Origin of the sequence: Rhizobium sp. CG5, from assembly GCF_023701945.1 — a bacterium.
Classification (GTDB): domain Bacteria; phylum Pseudomonadota; class Alphaproteobacteria; order Rhizobiales; family Rhizobiaceae; genus Allorhizobium.
In genome coordinates, this window is sequence record NZ_JABAEF010000002.1 from 241,159 (window position 1) to 259,556 (window position 18,398).

The 18,398-nt window shown below is 61.6% G+C and carries 17 protein-coding genes; 8 read left to right on the plus strand and 9 right to left on the minus strand.

Translation table 11 applies throughout. From position 1 onward, the window contains the following. Positions 1 to 10 precede the first annotated feature (10 nt). Positions 11 to 3,520: a hybrid sensor histidine kinase/response regulator gene (locus HGO38_RS04520; protein ID WP_250954727.1), complete on the minus strand. Its 3,510-nt coding sequence runs from the start codon at positions 3,518 to 3,520 to the stop codon at positions 11 to 13. Between the two features lie 215 nt (positions 3,521 to 3,735). Here HGO38_RS04520 and mscL point away from each other — a divergent pair, with 215 nt between their 5' ends. The 8 genes from mscL (at position 3,736) to HGO38_RS04560 (ending at position 11,924) form a co-directional block, all read left to right on the plus strand. Beyond that, a complete protein-coding gene (gene mscL / locus HGO38_RS04525; RefSeq protein ID WP_250954728.1) occupies positions 3,736 to 4,161 on the plus strand; it encodes a large conductance mechanosensitive channel protein MscL in 426 nt (141 codons plus the stop codon). A 144-nt stretch (positions 4,162 to 4,305) separates the two neighbouring features. After that, positions 4,306 to 5,475, plus strand: coding sequence for a pyridoxal phosphate-dependent aminotransferase (locus HGO38_RS04530; protein WP_250954729.1), 1,170 nt, complete (start codon positions 4,306 to 4,308; stop codon positions 5,473 to 5,475). 199 nt (positions 5,476 to 5,674) lie between these two features. Continuing rightward, the gene (galE, locus tag HGO38_RS04535) at positions 5,675 to 6,709 is read left to right on the plus strand and encodes a UDP-glucose 4-epimerase GalE (RefSeq protein ID WP_250954730.1); all 1,035 of its coding nucleotides are present in this window, start codon (positions 5,675 to 5,677) and stop codon (positions 6,707 to 6,709) included. A 148-nt stretch (positions 6,710 to 6,857) separates the two neighbouring features. Next, the gene (gene rfbF, locus HGO38_RS04540) at positions 6,858 to 7,628 is read left to right on the plus strand and encodes a glucose-1-phosphate cytidylyltransferase (protein ID WP_250954731.1); all 771 of its coding nucleotides are present in this window, start codon (positions 6,858 to 6,860) and stop codon (positions 7,626 to 7,628) included. A gap of 2 nt (positions 7,629 to 7,630) precedes the next feature. Continuing rightward, positions 7,631 to 8,704 (plus strand): CDP-glucose 4,6-dehydratase, encoded by a 1,074-nt coding sequence (rfbG, locus tag HGO38_RS04545; RefSeq protein ID WP_250954989.1) that lies wholly within the window; start codon positions 7,631 to 7,633, stop codon positions 8,702 to 8,704. After that, complete coding sequence (locus tag HGO38_RS04550) at positions 8,701 to 9,264, plus strand: dTDP-4-dehydrorhamnose 3,5-epimerase family protein (RefSeq protein WP_250954732.1); 564 nt, start codon at positions 8,701 to 8,703, stop codon at positions 9,262 to 9,264. Before rfbG ends, HGO38_RS04550 begins: the two co-directional genes overlap by 4 nt. After that, a complete protein-coding gene (locus HGO38_RS04555) occupies positions 9,261 to 10,490 on the plus strand; it encodes a class I SAM-dependent methyltransferase (RefSeq protein ID WP_250954733.1) in 1,230 nt (409 codons plus the stop codon). The genes HGO38_RS04550 and HGO38_RS04555 overlap by 4 nt, the downstream gene beginning before the upstream one ends. A gap of 147 nt (positions 10,491 to 10,637) precedes the next feature. Then, positions 10,638 to 11,924, plus strand: a complete 1,287-nt coding sequence (locus tag HGO38_RS04560) for a glycosyltransferase (protein ID WP_250954734.1) — start codon at positions 10,638 to 10,640, stop codon at positions 11,922 to 11,924. Positions 11,925 to 11,951: 27 nt separating this feature from the next. Here HGO38_RS04560 and HGO38_RS04565 read toward each other — a convergent pair whose 3' ends face one another. From HGO38_RS04565 to HGO38_RS04600, 8 genes are all read right to left on the minus strand, one after another. Beyond that, positions 11,952 to 12,638 carry a metallophosphoesterase family protein gene (locus tag HGO38_RS04565; RefSeq protein WP_250954735.1) on the minus strand — a complete coding sequence of 229 codons (687 nt, stop codon included), beginning with the start codon at positions 12,636 to 12,638 and terminating at the stop codon, positions 11,952 to 11,954. Beyond that, on the minus strand, positions 12,635 to 13,627 hold the full coding sequence (locus tag HGO38_RS04570; protein WP_250954736.1) for an ATP-grasp domain-containing protein: 993 nt from the start codon (positions 13,625 to 13,627) through the stop codon (positions 12,635 to 12,637). Before HGO38_RS04570 ends, HGO38_RS04565 begins: the two co-directional genes overlap by 4 nt. After that, positions 13,624 to 14,499, minus strand: coding sequence for an NAD-dependent epimerase/dehydratase family protein (locus tag HGO38_RS04575; RefSeq protein WP_250954737.1), 876 nt, complete (start codon positions 14,497 to 14,499; stop codon positions 13,624 to 13,626). Before HGO38_RS04575 ends, HGO38_RS04570 begins: the two co-directional genes overlap by 4 nt. Beyond that, positions 14,496 to 14,636 carry a hypothetical protein gene (locus tag HGO38_RS04580; protein WP_250954738.1) on the minus strand — a complete coding sequence of 47 codons (141 nt, stop codon included), beginning with the start codon at positions 14,634 to 14,636 and terminating at the stop codon, positions 14,496 to 14,498. Before HGO38_RS04580 ends, HGO38_RS04575 begins: the two co-directional genes overlap by 4 nt. Further along, positions 14,633 to 15,349, minus strand: coding sequence for a WbqC family protein (locus tag HGO38_RS04585; RefSeq protein WP_250954739.1), 717 nt, complete (start codon positions 15,347 to 15,349; stop codon positions 14,633 to 14,635). Before HGO38_RS04585 ends, HGO38_RS04580 begins: the two co-directional genes overlap by 4 nt. A 77-nt stretch (positions 15,350 to 15,426) precedes the next feature. Beyond that, a complete protein-coding gene (locus HGO38_RS04590; RefSeq protein ID WP_250954740.1) occupies positions 15,427 to 16,584 on the minus strand; it encodes a class I SAM-dependent methyltransferase in 1,158 nt (385 codons plus the stop codon). After that, complete coding sequence (locus tag HGO38_RS04595) at positions 16,581 to 17,441, minus strand: phytanoyl-CoA dioxygenase family protein (RefSeq protein ID WP_250954741.1); 861 nt, start codon at positions 17,439 to 17,441, stop codon at positions 16,581 to 16,583. The genes HGO38_RS04590 and HGO38_RS04595 overlap by 4 nt, the downstream gene beginning before the upstream one ends. Positions 17,442 to 17,640: 199 nt before the next feature. Beyond that, positions 17,641 to 18,396 (minus strand): cephalosporin hydroxylase family protein, encoded by a 756-nt coding sequence (locus tag HGO38_RS04600; RefSeq protein ID WP_250954742.1) that lies wholly within the window; start codon positions 18,394 to 18,396, stop codon positions 17,641 to 17,643. Positions 18,397 to 18,398 lie beyond the last annotated feature (2 nt).

Genomic DNA, 18,398 nt, shown 5'->3' on the forward strand with positions numbered 1-18,398 from the left:
ACGGCAAACCCTATTCGGCAGCAGTCCTTTTCAACGCCGAAACCTGGGTGATATAGGCCCGCAGCGCGGCCGGGCGCACCGGCTTGTGCTGGATGCCGATCGTCTGTCGCTCGGCCTCGCTGCGCACCTCCTGGGTGCGGTCCGCGGTGATCAGCAGGGCCGGGATTGTCGTGCCGTACAGGGAACGCAGCATCAGGATCGCGCCAATACCGCTGCCGTCGCCAAGATGGTAGTCGGCAATGATGACGTCGGGTGGTGTCGCATGGTCGGCGACGATGCCGTCGAGCTCGGCCACCGACCCGGCGCAATCGACCCGGCAGCCCCAGCCGGTGAGCAACAGTTGCATGCCCTCCAGGATCTTCGGCTCGTTGTCGATGCACAACACCCTGACGCCCTCCAGCGACCGCGACGTCTTGTCGGGCGAGGCCATCGTCGCGACGGACGCGGCCTGTGGCTGGGACATGTCGAGCGGCATGAACACCCGGAAGCTCGTGCCCTTGCCGGGGGTAGAGGAGAGCTGCACCGGATGGTTCAGAACCCGGGCGATGCGGTCGACGATCGACAGCCCAAGCCCGAGGCCCGACGCGGTCCTCACCCCTTCCTCCAACCGGGCGAATTCCTTGAACACCGTGCGAAACTTGGAGGACGGTATGCCGATGCCCGAATCCATCACCTGGATGATAACCTCCTTGCCGTGGCGGCGGGCGCCGACCAGGACCCGGCCGGACGGCGTGTATTTGATGGCATTCGACACCAGATTCTGCACCAGACGGCGCAGCAGATTGGGATCGGTCCGCACCTTCAGCGATGTCGGGACGACGACGAGTTTCAGGTTCTTCTCGCGCGCCATCGGTGCGAAATCGGTTTCGATGCGTTCCAGCAGGCTTTGCAGGGGAACGGAGGCCAGCCGCGGTTTCATGGCGCCGGTGTCCAGGCGCGACAGATCGAGCACCGCCCCGAGGATGATCTCGACCGATTCCAGCGCCGAATCGATATTGCGCACCAGGGCGCTGTCGCTGGAATCGCCCAGCCGTTCGACCAGCGACGACGAGTAGAGCCGCGCCGCATTGAGCGGCTGCAGGATGTCGTGGCCGGCGGCGGCAAAGAAGCGCGTCTTGCCGATATTCGCCTCATCGGCCGCCGCCCGCGCTTCGGCCAGCGCATGGTTCACCCGGGTGAGCTCTCCGGTGCGTTCGCCAACCCTTTGCTCCAGGGTCTCATTGGCCTGCTTCAGCGCCTTGTCGGCGGCCACCTGCGCACTGATGTCGGTAAAGGTTGCGACGATTCCCTTGTCCGGCATGGCATTGCAGCGAACCTCGATGATGCGGGCGCCGCCCGAAAGCACCAGCTGGAACGGATCGTCGAGGTGGTGGAAGTTGCCGATCACCGTCGACTGCTCCTCGGCGGCGATATCGCCGCGCTGCGACAGGATCGAGATGATGTCGGTCAGCGGAAAGCCGACCTGGCCGACATGCTCCGGCAGGTCGAGAAGGCTGCGGAAACGCCGGTTCCAGATCGTCAGGCGACTGCCGGCATCGAAGACGGCAATGCCCTGGTCCATCTGCGACAGGGCGGTCTGCAGCATATCCTGATTGTATTGCAGCGCCTCGCTGGCCTGGTCGAGAAGCCAGGCGGTGTCGGCCGAGGTATCCTCCGCCTTCTGCAGGATCAGCGACAGTACCAGGCGGGCGGAGGCCGAGCCGATGGCGCTGCCGAGCAGCTGTTCGGAAAAATGGATGAAGGCCATGTCGGCCGGGCTGTCGTCGGCCAGCGTGCGGCCGGCCGCCTGCTCGTAGCTCTTGAAGGAGCGGTGCATGCGCTCGTCGCCCAGATAGCGGGCGATCGCGGTCTTGAGGTCTCCGACGCTGACGCGGGTCTTCCAGCCGCGCGTCGCGAAATTGGCCCGCAGATGGCGTTTGACGAAAATGCCCGACTGGATCCGCTCGACCGGCCGCGGATTGCGGCTGAGCGTACCGATCACAAAGGCCGCGCAATTGACCAGCAGGCTCAAAACCGTGGCATTGACCAACTGGTCTGCATCCGGTCCGCTGAACAGCGTAATGCCGGGAAACAGGAAGCTGAGCACGGTGGAGGCGAGGTCTGAGTGATCCTGGACGCCGAAGCTCGGCAGGAAAAGCAGATAGATCCACACCACGAACCCGCTGCTGAGGCCGGCTATGGCGCCTCGCGCATTGGCCCGCCGCCAGATCAGCCCGCCAAACAGCGACGGGGCGATCTGGGCGATTGCCGCAAAGGCCAGCAGGCCGATCGACGACAGGCCGCTCGTGTTGTCGGCCGAGCGGTAATAGGCATAGCCGAGCAGCATGACGCCGAAGATCGCCGTGCGGCGGATGTTGAGGAGGGTTCGGGCAAAGTCGTCGTGATGGCTGGTCCGCGATAGCAGCTTTTGCCTGAGGAAGATCGGCATGACGATATCGTTGGACACCATGATCGCCAGCGCCACGGACTCGACGATGACCATGGCGGTGGCGGCCGAAAAGCCGCCGAGGAAGGTGATCAGCGAGATCACGGGCAATTCGTTGTGCAGCGGCAGTGATAGCACATAGAGATCGGCATTGCCGGTGCCGCCAAACGCCATCAGCCCGCCGATGGCCGCCGGCAGCACGAAGATGTTGATGGCGATCAGGTAAAGCGGCAGCAGGTAGCCGGCCAGCCGCAACTCCTTCGACGTTCGGTTCTCGACGACGGTGACGTGAAACTGGCGCGGCAGCATGATGATCGCAAAGGCCGACAGGGCAATCAGCAGCAGCCAACGGCTGATCGGCGTTTCATGGGTCAGTGCCGACATCACCAGCGGGGTTTCGACCGCCTTTGCCCAGAGATCGCTCGGGCCGTCGAACAGGAAGAAGACGACCGATATGCCCAGGGTGAAGAAGGCCACCAGCTTGACCACCGATTCCATGGCGATCGCCAGGATCAGCCCGTCCTGATGTTCCGTGGCGTCGGTATGCCGGGTGCCGAACATCACCGCGAAACAGGCCAGTGACAGCGCCACGATCAGCGGCAGGTCGATGAAATAGAGATTGCCGGTGCCGATGCCGTAATCGGACGGATCGACCATGGCCGAGACGGAGGAGGACACTGCCTTGAGCTGCAGGGCGATATAGGGGATCGTGCCCACCAGCGCGATCAGCGTCACCAGCATGCCGACGATCGGGTTCTTGCCATAGCGGGCGGCAATGAAATCCGCCCCGGAGGTCAGCTTTTCCGCCTTCGCCAGCTCGATAATGCGGCGCAGGATCGGCATGCCGAGCGTGAACATCAGGATCGGGCCGATATAGATCGCGGTGAACTCCAGGCCGCGATCGGCGGCAAGCCCCACGCCGCCAAAATAGGTCCAGGACGTGCAGTAGATCGCCAGTGACAAGGCATAGACAATCGGCCGGCCGTTCTTGGGAACACCGTGCAGCCGGCTCCGGCGGTCGCCGTAACTGGCCACTGCGAACAGCAGCAGCAGATAGGCGAAGGCCGACAGAAAGATGACCCATCCTGGAAGCACGCACCCTCCTTGCCACGGCGTTCCAAAACTCCGTGCGCGACATTAGGTCAAATCGCGGCTGTTTGAAATCGTCCGACCGATTGGCAATAAGTCGAACATATTGGCGCGACGTATGTTTTTCCGCGTCGCCATGTTCCAAGTTTCGGCGACCATGCTAAATTACCATCTGCAGGATTGCTGCGGCAATCGGGATATCGGATCAAGAGGAAACAGCTATGCTCAACGAGTTCAAAACGTTTATCGCGCGCGGCAATGTCATGGACCTGGCTGTCGGCGTGATCATCGGCGGGGCGTTCGGCCTGATCGTCAATTCGCTGGTGGCCGACATCGTCATGCCCGTCGTCGGTGTGGTGTTCGGCGGTTTTGACTTTTCGAACTACTTCCTGCCGCTCAGCTCCAAGGTCACGGCAACCTCGCTGGCCGCCGCCCGCGAACAGGGCGCCGTCTTTGCCTATGGCAATTTCATCACCGTGGTGATCAATTTCGTCATCCTGGCCTGGATCATCTTCCTGATGGTCAAGGGCGTGAACACCCTGCGCAAGTCGCTCGAACGACAGCAGGCCGCCGCTGAGCAAGCCGCGCCGCCGGCCGCCGACATCCAACTGCTGACCGAGATCCGCGATCTGCTGAAGGCACGCTGATCCGGCTGGTCGCCCGCCTTGAAAGTCTCGGCCCGCACCCGGGCCGGGCCTTGCCATTCATCACGGAAATCGATCCGTCCCTCACGCTTTATCATATGAATTCCAGCCTGTGATCGGCTATCAACGTCGAAACGGAGAAGCCTTATGTCGATCGTCAGCAGCCTTAGCCATCGTGCCGTATCCGCACCCGAAAGCGGTATCGTTGAAATCATCACCTATGCCCGAGGACGGGACAATCTCATCCCCCTTTGGGCCGGCGAAGGCGATCTTCCGAGCCCGGATTTCATCAATCGTGCAGCGAGCGACGCCCTTCTGGCGGGCGAGACCTTCTACACCTGGCAGCGCGGCATTCCCGAATTGCGCCAATCGCTGTCGGCCTATTATCAGCGCCATTTCTCCGTCGATCTTTCGCCGGACCATTTTTATGTGACGGGTTCCGGCATGCAGGCGATCGTGCTTGCCGTTCAGGCGCTGACCGGTCCCGGCGACGAGATGATCTACCTGACGCCCTGCTGGCCCAATATCGTCTCGGCCATCGAGATCGGCGGCGCCAGGGCGGTCGGCCTGCCGATCGGTTTTGAAGGCGGACGGTGGGCGCTCGATCTCAATCGGCTCGAACAGGCGATCACCCCGAAGACCAAGGCGCTGTTCATCAACACGCCCTCCAACCCGACCGGCTGGACGGCCAGCCGCGAGGATCTGGCGGCGATCCTTGGCCTTGCCCGCAAGCACGGCATCTGGATCCTCGCCGACGAGATCTATTCTCTCTATCACTTCGCCTCGGCCGACCGCGCGCCGTCGTTCCTCGACATCATGGAAGAGGGTGACCGGGTCATCTTCGCCAATTCCTTCTCCAAGAACTGGTCGATGACCGGCTGGCGCGTCGGTTGGCTCGTGGCACCACCTGAAACCGGGCAGATTTTCGAAAACCTGATCCAGTATTCGACGTCAGGCGTCGCACAGTTCATGCAGCGTGGCGCCGTCGCTGCGCTCGATCACGGGGACGAGTTTGTGCGCGAGAACATCGCGCGTGCTGTCACGTCCCGCGACATTCTCTGCGACGCGCTGATTGCCACCAATCGCGTGCAGATGATGAAGCCCGAAGGCGCGCTCTATGCTTTCATGAAGATCGACGGCCTGGAAGACAGCCGCGCCGCCGCCATTGACATCGTCGACAAGACAGGCGTTGCGCTGGCGCCCGGATCGGCCTTCGGCGCCGGCGGCGAGCAGTTCCTGCGGGCCTGCTTCCTGCGTGATCCGGCCCAGGTCCGCGATGCGGCCGACCGGCTCAGCGATTACATCCTGAAGCTTTGAACGGAGCCGGGAGCGGGCAGAGGCCCGTTCTCGGCATCAGGGCCGATCGATAAAATTTGAATATTTTCTGAAAGTGCTGATTAAGTATAGATCAAATAGATATGGCAAAAATTGCCGGTTATTGTTTGAGATAAATAGTTTTAAAGTCGAAATCGCATAGACCTATCCCTGACATTGGCGCAGGCTGAGGAATAGGGTTATGGCGATATTGGTGACGGGCGGTGCCGGTTACATTGGCAGTCACATGGTCTGGGCATTGCTGGATGCCGGGCACGATGTGGTTGTGATCGATCGTCTGTCGACCGGCTTTCGCTGGGCAGTCGCGCCCAAGGCGCGCTTCTATCTCGGCGATGTCGGCGACCGCCTGGTTCTCGAACAGGTGTTTGCCGAAAATCCCATCGACGCGATCATTCATTTCGCCGGTTCGATCGTGGTGCCGGAATCCGTCAGCAATCCGCTCGACTATTACGACAACAACACAGGCAATTCCCGCGTGCTGATCCAGGCGGCGGTCAAAACAGGCATTTCGAAGCTCATCTTTTCGTCGACCGCCGCAGTCTATGGCACGCCGGAGCGCAACGAACCGGTCTGCGAGACGGCGACGCCGCGGCCGGAGAACCCTTATGGCTCCTCCAAGCTGATGACGGAAATCATGCTGCAGGATACGGCGCGCGCCCATGACTTCCGCTATGTGGCCCTGCGTTATTTCAACGTCGCCGGCGCCGATGCGCAAGGCCGTGCCGGCCAGTCGACCCGCGGCGCCACCCACCTCATCAAGGTCGCCTGCGAAACAGCCTTGGGCATGCGCGACGGCATGTGCGTCTACGGCACGGACTATCCGACCCCGGATGGCACCGGTATGCGCGACTATATCCACGTGAGCGACCTGGTCGCCGCCCATTTGAAAGCGCTTGCCTATCTGCAGGGCGGAGGCAGCTCGCTCGTCGCCAATTGCGGTTATGGCAGCGGGTCTTCCGTGCTCGATGTCATCAACGCCGTCGAACGCGTCTCCGGCAAGACGCTCAATGTTCGTTTTGAACCGCGGCGTCCTGGTGATGCTGCCTTCGTGGTGGCCGATGCCGGGCTGGCCCGGCGCGTGCTGGGTTGGTCCGCGGTCAGTCCGGGGCTTGAGACCATCGTGGCAACCGCCCTCGACTGGGAGCGTCGCCGGCTCAGCGACGAGGCGCACGACATCGATACTATTCGCCAAAGGTTGGCCGCGACACGATTCTGATCGCACCTCCAGTTTGACAACAGGTTCGCCCGATAGCCTTGCCCCCGGTAATAAGCGTTTACCGGGCAGGGCGAATTATGGCGTTTTTAGCAGGCAGGGTTGATGAGAGCGGCGGCACGCGGCTCGGTGGCATGGTCCGGAGGTGGCGATGAAAGCCGTCATCCTGGCAGGTGGCATGGGTACGCGCATCGCGGAAGAAACCCATCTGCGACCAAAGCCGATGATCGAGATCGGTGGTCGCCCGATCCTCTGGCACATCATGAAGCTCTATCATGGCCATGGCATCCGTGATTTCATCATCTGCTGCGGCTTCCGCGGCTATGTGATCAAGGAATATTTCGCCAATTACGGGCTGCATATGTCGGACATTTCGTTCGACCTGGCCAATAACAGCCTGCAATTCCACCGCCAGAGCGCCGAAAACTGGCGTGTCACTCTTGTCGATACGGGCGAGACCTCCCTGACCGGCGGCCGGTTGAAGCGCGTCGCATCTTATCTCAAGGACGAAGAGGCATTCTGCTTCACCTATGGTGACGGCCTGTGCGATGTCGATATCGGTGCCACCATCCGTTTCCACAAGCAACACGGCCGCCTGGCAACGGTGACCGCTGTGCGCCCGCCGGCCCGTTTCGGGGCGTTGAAACTTGACGGCAATACCGTCAACGGCTTCATCGAAAAGCCGGAAGGCGAAGGCGGCTTCATCAATGGCGGCTTTTTTGTCCTGTCGCCGCGGGTCATCGAGCGGATCGAGGACGATCACAGCAGTTGGGAAGGCGAGCCTCTGACGGGCCTCGCCGAAGATGGCGAGCTGCAGGCCTTCATGCATGACGGGTTCTGGCAGCCCATGGACACGCTTCGCGACAAGACCCTTCTCGAAGGCATGTGGAGCAGCGGCAATCCGCCCTGGAAGATCTGGTGACCATGGCCAATCCGCACTTCTGGAACGGCAAACGGGTTCTGCTGACCGGTCATACCGGCTTCAAGGGAAGCTGGCTTGGTCTCTGGCTTGCCGATATGGGCGCTGAGGTCAGCGGCCTGTCGCTGGAGCCCGATACCGATCCGTCGCTGTTCCGGCTGTTGAACGGCGCTCCAGATGTTCAGCCCTGCGATATCCGCGACCGGACGGCGGTTGCGGCCCGCGTCGCGTCATCCAGGCCCGAGATTGTTCTGCATCTGGCGGCCCAGCCGCTGGTGCGGGCCGGTTACCGCGATCCGCTTGCCACATACGAAACCAATGTCCAGGGCACCGCCAATCTTCTCGATGCGCTGCGCATCGCGCCTGATCTGCGCGCCGTCGTCGTCGTGACCACCGACAAGGTCTACGAGAACCCCGAAACCGGCCGGCCCTTTGTCGAAACCGATCCGCTTGGCGGCCATGATCCCTACAGCGCCAGCAAGGCGGCGGCCGAGATCGTCACTGCGAGTTATCGATCGTCGTTCTTCGCGGCCCGGCGTATCGGTGTCGCTACGGCGCGGGCCGGCAATGTCATCGGTGGCGGCGATTGGGCGGAGGACCGGCTGATCCCCGACGCCGTCAGGGCCTGGGGCAATGGCCGGGTGCTGGAGGTGCGCCGGCCCGGTGCCGTGCGGCCCTGGCAGCATGTTCTGGAGCCGCTCAACGGTTACCTGATGATGGCCGAACGGCTCTGGGCGGAACCGGATTTCGCCCCGAGCCTCAATTTTGGCCCCGACATCCACTCGGCGGCCACCGTCGGCAATGTCCTCGAACGCGCGCGTGAAACATTCGGGCAGGGCGATGTCCAGCTGGGTGACGGCAGCGCCGGACCGCACGAGGCGGGCTACCTGATGCTTGACAGCGCCAGGGCCACAGCCACGCTCGGCTACAAGCCGTGCTGGTCCCTCGACGAAACAGTGCGGCGGACCATGGCCTGGTATCGGGCGCAGGCAAGCGGTGTTCCGTCCCGGCAATTGTGCCTGGCCGATATCACCGATTTCCGGCAAAGCCTGACGGTCGATCTGCGGGAGGCGGTATGAGCGCCCGTTTCGAGGTCGTACCGACAGCTATTCAAGGCCTGCTGATCCTCAACCGACGTCGCCTTGGCGACGACCGCGGTTTCCTGACGCGTCTGTTTTGTGCCGAGGAACTGGGTGCATTGGGGTGGGACGGACCGGTCTCGCAGGTCAATGAAACCGGCACGACCCATGCCGGCACGGTCCGTGGCATGCATTTCCAGCGCGCGCCGTTCGGCGAGGACAAGCTGGTGACCTGCGTGGCCGGCACCGTGCTCGACGTCGCGGTCGACATCCGTCAGGGATCTCCGACCTTCCTGCACCATGTCGCCGTCGAGCTGTCGGCCGACAATGCCCGTTCCCTGCTCATACCGGCCGGCTTCGCCCACGGTTTCCAGACGCTGACCGACGCGGTGCGGATGATCTATGCCCATTCGGCACCCTATCGCGCGGAAGCCGAAGGCGGGCTGCATTGCCAGGATCCGCAACTCGCCATTGCCTGGCCGTTGCCGGTCGCCCATCTGTCCGCCCGCGATGCCGGGCACCCTTTTCTTGGTCCGAGTTTTGAAGGGATCGCTGCATGAAATGCCGTCACTGCCAATCGCAACGGATGCGGCCGTTTCTCGACCTCGGCACGGCGCCGCCGTCCAATTCCTATGTTCGCCTGGAAGACCGCGGCCGTCCGGAACTCTGGTATCCGCTGGTCATCCGCGTTTGCGAGGAATGCCTTCTGGTCCAGACCGAGGATTTTGCGGCGCGCGAGACGTTCTTCTCCGACAGCTACGCCTATTTCTCGTCCTTCTCCTCGTCCTGGCTGGGCCATGCCCGCGACTACGTGGCGCGCATGACGGAGCGGTTTGATTTGGGCCCGCAGTCGCGGGTCGTGGAAATTGCCGCTAATGACGGCTACCTGCTGCAATATGTCAAGGAGCGCGGCATTGGCTGCCTGGGCGTCGAGCCGACTGCCAGCACCGCCGCGGCAGCGCGCCAGAAAGGCATTGAGGTCGTCGAGGATTTCTTCGGGATCGCTCTTGCCGAAACGCTCGAAAAGGATGGCTGGTCCGCCGATCTGATGGCGGCCAACAATGTTCTGGCCCATGTGCCCGATATCAACGATTTCGTCGGCGGCTTTGCCCGCCTGCTGAAGCCTCAGGGTGTCGCCACTTTCGAGTTTCCGCACCTGATGAACATGGTCGCCGAAACGCAGTTCGACACCGCCTATCACGAACACTATTCTTATCTGTCGCTGACCGCGGTCGAACGCATATTCCGCGAAAACGGCCTTTCGGTCTTCGACGTCGAAACGACGCCGTGGCATGGCGGCAGCCTCAGGGTCTTTGCCTGCCGAAGCGATCATGACCATCACCAACGTCTTGCCAGCGTCGATGCCATGCTGGCGCGGGAAGCCGATGCCGGGATGCGCGACCTGCACTACTATGCCGGCTTCCAGGCAGAGGCGGAGCGCGCCCGCAACGACTTCCTGGCCTTCATCATCGATTGCCAGCGCCAAGGTCTGAAAGTCGCTGCTTACGGAGCGGCCGCCAAGGGCAATACGCTGATGAATTTCGCCGGCCTCAAGCCGGATCAGATGGCCTTCGTCGTCGACAAGAATCCGGCCAAGCAGGACATGCTGCTGCCAGGCAGCCGCGTGCCGATTGTATCCGAGAGTGTCCTCAAAGCCGAGAAACCGCAAAGGGTGGTGATATTGCCATGGAATCTTCAAACAGAGATCAAGCAGCAGCTTTCGTATATCACCGACTGGGGTGGGAAGTTCGTGACGGCGATCCCGCATCTGACGATACATCCCTGACCGAGGGCGTGCCTTCTATTCCGGAGCGACAGGTCGCCAAGATGCCGCCGGTCGTCCTGCCGGCTGGCCCGGTTGCCTCGATCGACTGACGATTTTGCGTCGCGCCTGCGCCTTGACGAAAGCCTGACGGACGACTGGAGAAGAGCAATGACACAAGAGCCACGACTTTCGATCTGCGTGCCCTCGCGAAACCGTCAATATTACTTCAAGAAGACGATCGAGGGCATTTTGCGCAGTTCGCGCACGGATTTCGAACTGGTTCTCGTCGACAATTCCGACGATCCCTCAATCATGAACGACTACATGAAGGAGGTCGTCAAGGATCCGCGTGTCGTCTATCTTCCGTCGACAGATCGCACGCTGTCCATGCTGGACAACTGGGAACGCACTCTGGAGGCAGCCACCGGCAATTGGGTCACGGTCATTGGCGATGACGACTACATCGACCCGGATGTCATGATCGTGCTCAGGAAGGTTGTCGCGGCCAATCCGGGCGTCGAAGCCTTTGCCTGGGGTGCGCTGAACTATATGTGGCCGAGCCCGCAGACAAGAGTTCAGAATGTTATGATCGGCTTCAATCACAACGTGGTCAAAGTGCCGAGGTCGGATTCGCTGAAGGGCATGTTCGGTTGGCATAAGGCAGGGATCATTCCGAAGGCGGGCTTTTCCGTCTATCATTCTGCCATCAGTCGCCCCCTTCTCGAGAAGATCAAACAGACCTTCTGCGGGCGCTATTTCGAGCACCCCACGGTCGACTACGATATGGCGATGAAGGTGATCGTCACCGGTCGCGAATTTGCGTTCTGCCAGAGGCCTTTTTCGGTCATGGGCAGTTGCCCCGAGAGCAATTCCTTTGCCATCGGCCGCATCGACGACATGAAAACGAGGGTCGAGGCCTTTATGAAGGAACTCGGGCGCAATATGGACGAGGATCCGGAACTCGCCGATTTTCCGTTCAGCAGCCATCTCGGCGTGTCATCCGTCATCGGCATCACGCAGCAATGGTTCAAGAAGAAGTACAAGCTGAATTTCGACGGTTGGGAAAAGAACTTTGCCGAGGCCTGCGCGCGGAATGTCGAAATCTTTCGGGAGCGGGAGGCCTTCGAAATCGTCAAGGAAGGCTACACGGCGGCCCTGAAGAAATGGCGCCGTGGCAAGTTCCTGAAATACTTCAATCCGGTGCTGATCGAGAACGAGCTAGGCATCGCCATCAGTGGCTCCAACGAAATGGGAACCTATATTCGCTCCGATATTGCCGGGGTAACGACACCGGTCGAACTGTTCGACATCGTCAACGCCATGGTAATGCCGGCGGATATGATCAAGGTTCGCGAGGAAGGACTGCGCTATCCCTGGGACGAGTTCATGCTGACGATCGACGGCGAGCGACGCGCCGGCTTTCAGCCGGGAAAAGGGGACAAGAGGGTCGCCTGAGGCGAGCCGATCCGCAACCTGCTGCGCTCAGGCGAGCGTAATCCTGTCGATCCGACCGCCGATCTGGGCACCGATATAGAGGTTTTCATAGCATTTTGCCGGAAAGCCGGCCTGGCGCATATGAAAGGCCGTCTGGTCGATGTCGTAGCCGACACGGTGCAATCCGATCCCGTCGCTGGAGATCGTCGCAAAGGCGGCGCGGGGATCGCCGTCACGGGGCTGGCCGACAGCACCTGGATTGCAGAATGTCTTGCCGTTGACGTCAAGCAGGGCCTGGACATGGGTATGTCCGGCAAACAGCCGCTGCGTGCCCGCCGGAAAATGCGCATCTTCGATGGCGTAGAGATACTGGTCGATCGGGTCGTCCAGGCCGCCATGCACGAAATAGTCCGTACCGTCGGCGATATGGGATAGGGACGTCGACAGCCATTTTACCTGATCGGCTGAGATGATACCGCGCTGGTATTCGGTAATCTCCGAGACCAGTCTGGAGCGCGGACATCCCTCTCCGCTGACGATATAGTGGTCGTGATTGCCGAGGATGTTGACGATTCCGCGCTCGCGCAGCGCGTCGACGCATTCGCCGGGCTGCGCGTAATAGCCGACGACATCGCCGAGCGACAGGATCTGCCGGCACCCCAAGGCATCGACCTCTTCCAGCACGGCGGTCAAAGCCGGCAGGTTGCCATGAATGTCGGAGATGATCGCGATCATAGGACGACCAGATCCTCGGAATAGCGCCAGCCGCGGCCGCGCGCGATGACTGGTGCCTCCGGCACCTCGTCCGTCAGGTAGAACTGCACGGCAAGGGCTGCCTCATTGTAGCCGAAGGCTGCCCGCAGCGATGTGCTGCTCGAGAACCGCGGATTGATTTCCAGGAGGTAAGGCACATCGCCGGCCATGCGGAACTGGTAGTTGGTCGGCCCGACCGGCTTGAAGATCGCAGCCAATTGTTCAACCGCCGCGGCCAGCACCGGGTGATCGACCACTTCGGCATATTGCGTATTGCCGGCCACCGACAGCTTGCGCCGGAAAATGATCGGCGGCAGCGCGGTTCCATCACCAAGACCGAAGGCACCGACCGTGAATTCCTGATCGTCGCTGCCGACGAATTTCTGGATCAGGAAGGCATCCTTGCTCCGGCGGCTCCAATAGGTGAAATCATCGGCGTCGCGCAGCACGGCGATGCCCCGCGAGCCATTGCCCTGGCGCGGCTTCAGCAGCAGGGGCGGCGCGCCGAGTTCTTCGATGCACTCGTCCCAACTGGCCGCCAGGCATCCGGGAATGACGGGCAATCCGTGGGTCTTGAGCGCTTCGGCAAAAATCCATTTGTCCTGCGCCAGTTCGATCAGCCCGGCCTCGTTAAGCACGATCCGGCTTCGGCTATCGGCAAAGGCCGAGCGGTTGCGGTTGAAGAACAGCACGTCGAGCTCCAGCCCCGGCAGAACGAGATCCACCGCTTCGTTGTCCAGCAGGGCCGTCCAGAAGTCGAGATAGTCCGGGCTGTCTTCGTCGCAATGCGGCTTGGCGAAGAAGGTATCGCAGAAATGCCGCCCAATGCCGTTTGGATCCCGGTCGACGCCGATGATGCGGACGGGAAGGCCTGCCTTGCGTAACGAGGCGGCGATCCCCTGGCCGATGATGGCACCGACAGCCGTGACGACGACAGTGATGGTGGCGGGAAGCGTCTTTGATGGTGTCATGTGATGTCCATGGGGCCAAAGGCCGGTGCCGTGCCGGCCGACTTGATCATGTCGATGCCGTTTCTCATGCCGATCGCCGGCGCCAGCCCGAGCAGGTCGAACGCCGGCCGGCCATCGGCGAAATGGATCGTCCGGAAGGGAGATTTCTCCGGCGCCTCGACCTGGCGTCCGCCAAGGTCGAAGACGTCATAGGCGATATCCGCCACCTGCTGCCAGGTGAGGGACTCCGGATGGGTGATCGGCAGGTCTGCGCTGATCTCGGCCTGTGTGCTGCGGATCATCAGATCGGCGGCATCCCGGACATGCAGCAGGTTGCGCACGCCCAGAGAGGGCGGCATGCGCATGTCGAGTCCTTTCGAGGCATAGGCAATGATGCGGCCGAACCAGGGCTGATGATGGCAGCATCGCCCATTGGTGTCGTAGAGCTGCGTGAAACGCAGGCTGCAGAAACGTCCGCCGTGCTTTGCCATGGTCCACTGGAGCACCTGCTCGGCAATTGCCTTGGTCAAGCCATAGGAGGTGAAATGGGCGGGGTCGAGAGCCGGATCCGAGGAGGCCGAGCCGGCATAGACGAGAACGGGCGCGCCCAGTTGCCGGACCAGATCGCCGACGGCAATCGCGCTTGTGGCGTTAAGCGCGAAATTCTCACGCAGCCCCTCGTCGCTGTCGCCGGCAAATCCAGCCGCGCAATGAAAGACCACATCCGCGCCGAGACCAGCGGGAACCGAGACCGTCGTGTCGAGCAGGTCGAAACGGATATCATCGCCAGGTCCGCGACCGACGGTGAATGTCTCTACACCATGCTCCTGCAGCCGCTCGATCAACTGGCGCCCGAGCATGGAACCCGCCCCGATGACGGCCGCGGTTTTCATGCCGCTTCGGCTTCGACCAGCAGCGCCACGCACAGGTCAGGCAAGTCGATGCCGGCGCGGATCGGGATCAGGTCGTTGTCGATTGCACAAGTCGGCCTGTATTCCGTGGTGACGGCGTCCAGATTGACAGCGTTCATGCGGCAAAGTCCTTCCAGTCGAGGGTGCCCGAGAGAATCATCTCAGCGCCGTCAGTGCCGCAATTGGCCACAAGATCGAGCGCGGTGACATAAGGCGTAAAATCACCATGCAGTTGCGGGTAGGGCGTTTTCCGATAGTCCATATAGCTGACCGAAATGCCTTTGCTCTCGAAAAGGCCGTGGTTCAGATAATTGCGGGCCCCATGGCCGGTGATGTAGTTGGTCCCGCCCAGATGCTCGACGATGTCGCAGACCCGCTCGCTGCTCGCCCCATCGATCGGCAGATCGTGGGAGAACACGAAGCGGGTGCGGTCCAGCTTGAAATAGGCCGCCAGTTCCAGCATCGAATGGCGGGAAACGTCGGCCACGGTCACAAGCTCATGGGCATAGACGCGGTCCACAAGGCCGAGCATCTCGTCGCGGAACGGCGCCTTCAGGTAGTTCTGCCGCAGGATGTCGCGGTGCCTGGCGCGCCAGTCGGTGCGGTCGTCCAGCAAGACCTCGTCGATCCGCTGGCCGAAGTGAAAATCCTTGAGCGGCAGCGTCAGCCAGCTCACGCCTTTCGGCCCCTTGACCTGCACCCGATTGGTGAAGCTGCCGCGCGAATACTGGACATCGTCGTAATGGACAAACACATCCGCAAGCCGGATCTGCTCCAGCATTCCCACCCAGGGGAAATACATCGACTGCGAGATGACGATATTGAGGCTCATGGTCCATTCGAACGGGTTGATCGTCGCTGTGTAGCAGCCTTAAAGGCGATAGCTTTCACCAGACTGGCTTTTGCCGCTCATTCATCGATCCAGACCAGGTCCAGCCCCGGCCGGTTGAGGGCTGGCTGGCTGGCGATGATCTCTCGTGCCTTGAGCGGATTCAGCCCGACGAAGATGACATCCGTTTCGCTCGGCATGGCCGCCGGCGGCATGACCGGCCGGCCGAAATGCGAGGAGCCCTGCAGTTTCGGGTTCTGGTCGAGAAAGGCGGCGAGCTTGACGTCGCCGACAATGCGGCTGTGGATCCAGCTGCCGTAGAATCCGGAGCCGTAGATCGCCGCATTGTGGCCGGCGAACCGCTTGGCCGACCCGTCCAGCCGGGCGGTGGCGTCCTCCCAGAAGGCGCAGATCTGCTTGGCGGCCGCTGCGGCCGCTGCAACCTCTGCCGCATCGGCATCACTGGCCACCGGGGTTTCGGACCGTGATGCCACGGCGAAGAAGGCGCCGGGAAAGGCGGTGCTGTCTATGGTTTCCAGCACGAAGCCGGACAGAGCGAAAGCCCGCTTGAGGGACGCTTCGCTGAAATGATTGAGATGGTCGGCCACCGTCATGTCGCCGGGATTGGCAACGACATTGGGCATCGACAGCAGTAGGCGGCCGCCAGGAGCCAGCAGGTCCCGCAGTGTTTTCAGGAACGCGACAGGAGCCTCGACATGTTCGATGACGAAATGGCTGATGATGGCCTGGAAGCGCCCGGCCCAGTCGGCCGGTGCCTGATAGGTGGCCTGGTCCTCCTCAGCGACCCAGCCTGCCCAGGCGCCCTTGTAGTCACTGCTGACATCGAAGACATGCGGCCGCAGGTCCGGCCTGCTCTTCAGCATCTTGCGCAGCGTATCGGCCTTGGCCGCACCATAATCGAGGATAGACGCGCCTTGCGGCAGATCCAGCAGGCGCAGTCCGACCGCAGCCTGGTGGTCGGTTCGGAAGATGGGATGCCCTTTGGCGTCCACGGCGAAGATCTGGTCGTGATCTTCCGATTCCAGGGAGATACGATAGGTCGTGTCGTAAAAGCTGTCGATATCGGGCAGGTCGCCACATTGCGCATGGCCACAGCCGTCGCAGACATAGGCGAGTGTCGGAATGTCGATAAACGCCATCATCGAGGTGAGTGCCGGGGCAGAGGCCTGATAGGACGGCACGGCTATTTCCGAACCGCAAACGCGACAGGAGGTCATGCGGCAGTCTCCGCGTCGGTGACAAGTTCGGGCAGCACCTTCGAGAAATCGACGCCGGCCGCAAACGATCCGCACCAGCCGATCCGCACGCCGATCGGCTCTGCAAAGTTGAAATAGCGGAACTGGATGCTCCACCGCGGGATTTTCGAGACGTTGTGGCCGCCCTGGTGCATGGTCAGGAAGTCCATCAGGATCAGGTCTCCCGGAACGGGGAGGGGAGCCACGACAGAATAGCGAGCTACCCGCTCTTCCTCTTTGTCCAGGAAAATGGCATAGGCGCCCGTCTTGCCGCTGCTGGTATCGTTTCGGTAGACCGGAATGACACCGTCCGAATGAGATCCTTCGGCGATCTGCACCGGTCCCATGTCGCGGGTGATCGGCAGTAGCGGCGTCCAGAAGACGATGCCGTCCAGGCTGCGCAACTGGCTCGGGAATTCCTGGTGCCAATGGGCCCGAAACTTCTCTTCGCCGGGATTGTCGATGCGTATGCCGTAACCGCCAGCCGCGATGCCCGGAATGCTTCCGGGTCGAAGGGCCTCGAACACCTTGGTATTCTGTGCCTTGGTAACAAGCTGCAGGAAGGCAGGGATCTGCTTCACGGCGTCATAGACTTCGCCGCCCCAGGCGCGGTTCTTGGCGATCATGGCCGGATAGGCGATTGTCATGGCATCCCAGCTCGTGCCCGTCGGCGCATCCACGGCATATTTGCGGCAGAGCAGCTCGATGATCACCCGGATGCCTTCCTGGATCGGGGCGATATCCACGGGCGCGTCGTAGAACTGCGGCAGCATGGTATAACCTTTGCCGGCGAATTGCTCCGCAGCCTCTGAGGTTACAAGTTTCCTGGCCTGCAACATGTCTTCGTCTCCCAGATTAACAACGTTTTGTTCGGTCATGCGAGGTGCTGGAACCCGTGCCGAACAATTTCCCGATTCGCAGACAACACTGCTGCAATCGCCTTGAGCGAGGCTGATCAGCCTGCGCAGGCAAGTGGTGAGCATCACGCCATGCCACCAGGCGGCGTGTAACCGTGCCGGGTGGCATGGAATCGGTCCTTCAGGGCTTGATGCAGCGGCAATAGCCGTTCGGCGAGGAGGACAATACCAGCTTGCCGTTCAAAACGGGGTCCATTTCGAAGCGGTCATTTTCCTCAAGGTAGACATTGACCGCATGCAGCGGCTCGTTGCCCTTGTACCAGACCTGCGAGCGTTTCGGGGCCTGTTCCTCGGTCAGGTGGCCGATCAGCGTATCCGCCACCACGAGATAGCAGCCTTCGGTGACCAGCGGACCATAGGCCCGGCACTCGGCCAGTACATGCTCGTAGGAATGGTCGCTGTCGAGCACGACCATGACGCGGGCACCCGGCGGGATCTCGGCCTTGACCTTGGCCAGCACGTCGTCGTCCACCGAACCGCCTTCGATCATCGTGATGCGCTTGGCCATCACATGGCTTTCGATCGTCTCGCGATTATGGGCGCGGATGTCGAGATCGACGCCGATCACCTTGCCGGCGTCATTGCCCATGGCGGCGAGCAGCGATGCCATGAAGATCACCGAGCCGCCGCGGGCGACACCGGTTTCGATGATGATGTCGGGCTTGGTGTTCCAGATCACTTCCTGCGTCGCCATCACATCGGCAGGCATCTGGATGATCGGCACGCCCATCCAGGACCAGAGATAGGAATAATCGTACTTGTTGAGGGTCAGCAACAGCTCCAGCGCCTCGTTGAAGGCTTCGCTGTCGCGACCAAGCGCAAGGCTCATCGCCTTCTTGTGGTCCTCGAATTCCTGGCGGTCGTCTTTGTGGGTCATGG

What these genes read in the sequence shown, in the direction of transcription:
- HGO38_RS04570 (WP_250954736.1), bottom strand. Translation starts at nt 13,627, where the DNA reads ATGACACCATCAAAGACGCTTCCCGCCACCATCACTGTCGTCGTCACG.
- galE (WP_250954730.1), top strand. Translation starts at nt 5,675, where the DNA reads ATGGCGATATTGGTGACGGGCGGTGCCGGTTACATTGGCAGTCACATG.
- HGO38_RS04580 (WP_250954738.1), bottom strand. Translation starts at nt 14,636, where the DNA reads ATGAACGCTGTCAATCTGGACGCCGTCACCACGGAATACAGGCCGACT.
- HGO38_RS04600 (WP_250954742.1), bottom strand. Translation starts at nt 18,396, where the DNA reads ATGACCCACAAAGACGACCGCCAGGAATTCGAGGACCACAAGAAGGCG.
- rfbF (WP_250954731.1), top strand. Translation starts at nt 6,858, where the DNA reads ATGAAAGCCGTCATCCTGGCAGGTGGCATGGGTACGCGCATCGCGGAA.
- HGO38_RS04550 (WP_250954732.1), top strand. Translation starts at nt 8,701, where the DNA reads ATGAGCGCCCGTTTCGAGGTCGTACCGACAGCTATTCAAGGCCTGCTG.
- HGO38_RS04560 (WP_250954734.1), top strand. Translation starts at nt 10,638, where the DNA reads ATGACACAAGAGCCACGACTTTCGATCTGCGTGCCCTCGCGAAACCGT.
- HGO38_RS04590 (WP_250954740.1), bottom strand. Translation starts at nt 16,584, where the DNA reads ATGACCTCCTGTCGCGTTTGCGGTTCGGAAATAGCCGTGCCGTCCTAT.
- rfbG (WP_250954989.1), top strand. Translation starts at nt 7,631, where the DNA reads ATGGCCAATCCGCACTTCTGGAACGGCAAACGGGTTCTGCTGACCGGT.
- HGO38_RS04565 (WP_250954735.1), bottom strand. Translation starts at nt 12,638, where the DNA reads ATGATCGCGATCATCTCCGACATTCATGGCAACCTGCCGGCTTTGACC.
- HGO38_RS04585 (WP_250954739.1), bottom strand. Translation starts at nt 15,349, where the DNA reads ATGAGCCTCAATATCGTCATCTCGCAGTCGATGTATTTCCCCTGGGTG.
- HGO38_RS04595 (WP_250954741.1), bottom strand. Translation starts at nt 17,441, where the DNA reads ATGTTGCAGGCCAGGAAACTTGTAACCTCAGAGGCTGCGGAGCAATTC.
- HGO38_RS04530 (WP_250954729.1), top strand. Translation starts at nt 4,306, where the DNA reads ATGTCGATCGTCAGCAGCCTTAGCCATCGTGCCGTATCCGCACCCGAA.
- HGO38_RS04555 (WP_250954733.1), top strand. Translation starts at nt 9,261, where the DNA reads ATGAAATGCCGTCACTGCCAATCGCAACGGATGCGGCCGTTTCTCGAC.
- HGO38_RS04575 (WP_250954737.1), bottom strand. Translation starts at nt 14,499, where the DNA reads ATGAAAACCGCGGCCGTCATCGGGGCGGGTTCCATGCTCGGGCGCCAG.
- mscL (WP_250954728.1), top strand. Translation starts at nt 3,736, where the DNA reads ATGCTCAACGAGTTCAAAACGTTTATCGCGCGCGGCAATGTCATGGAC.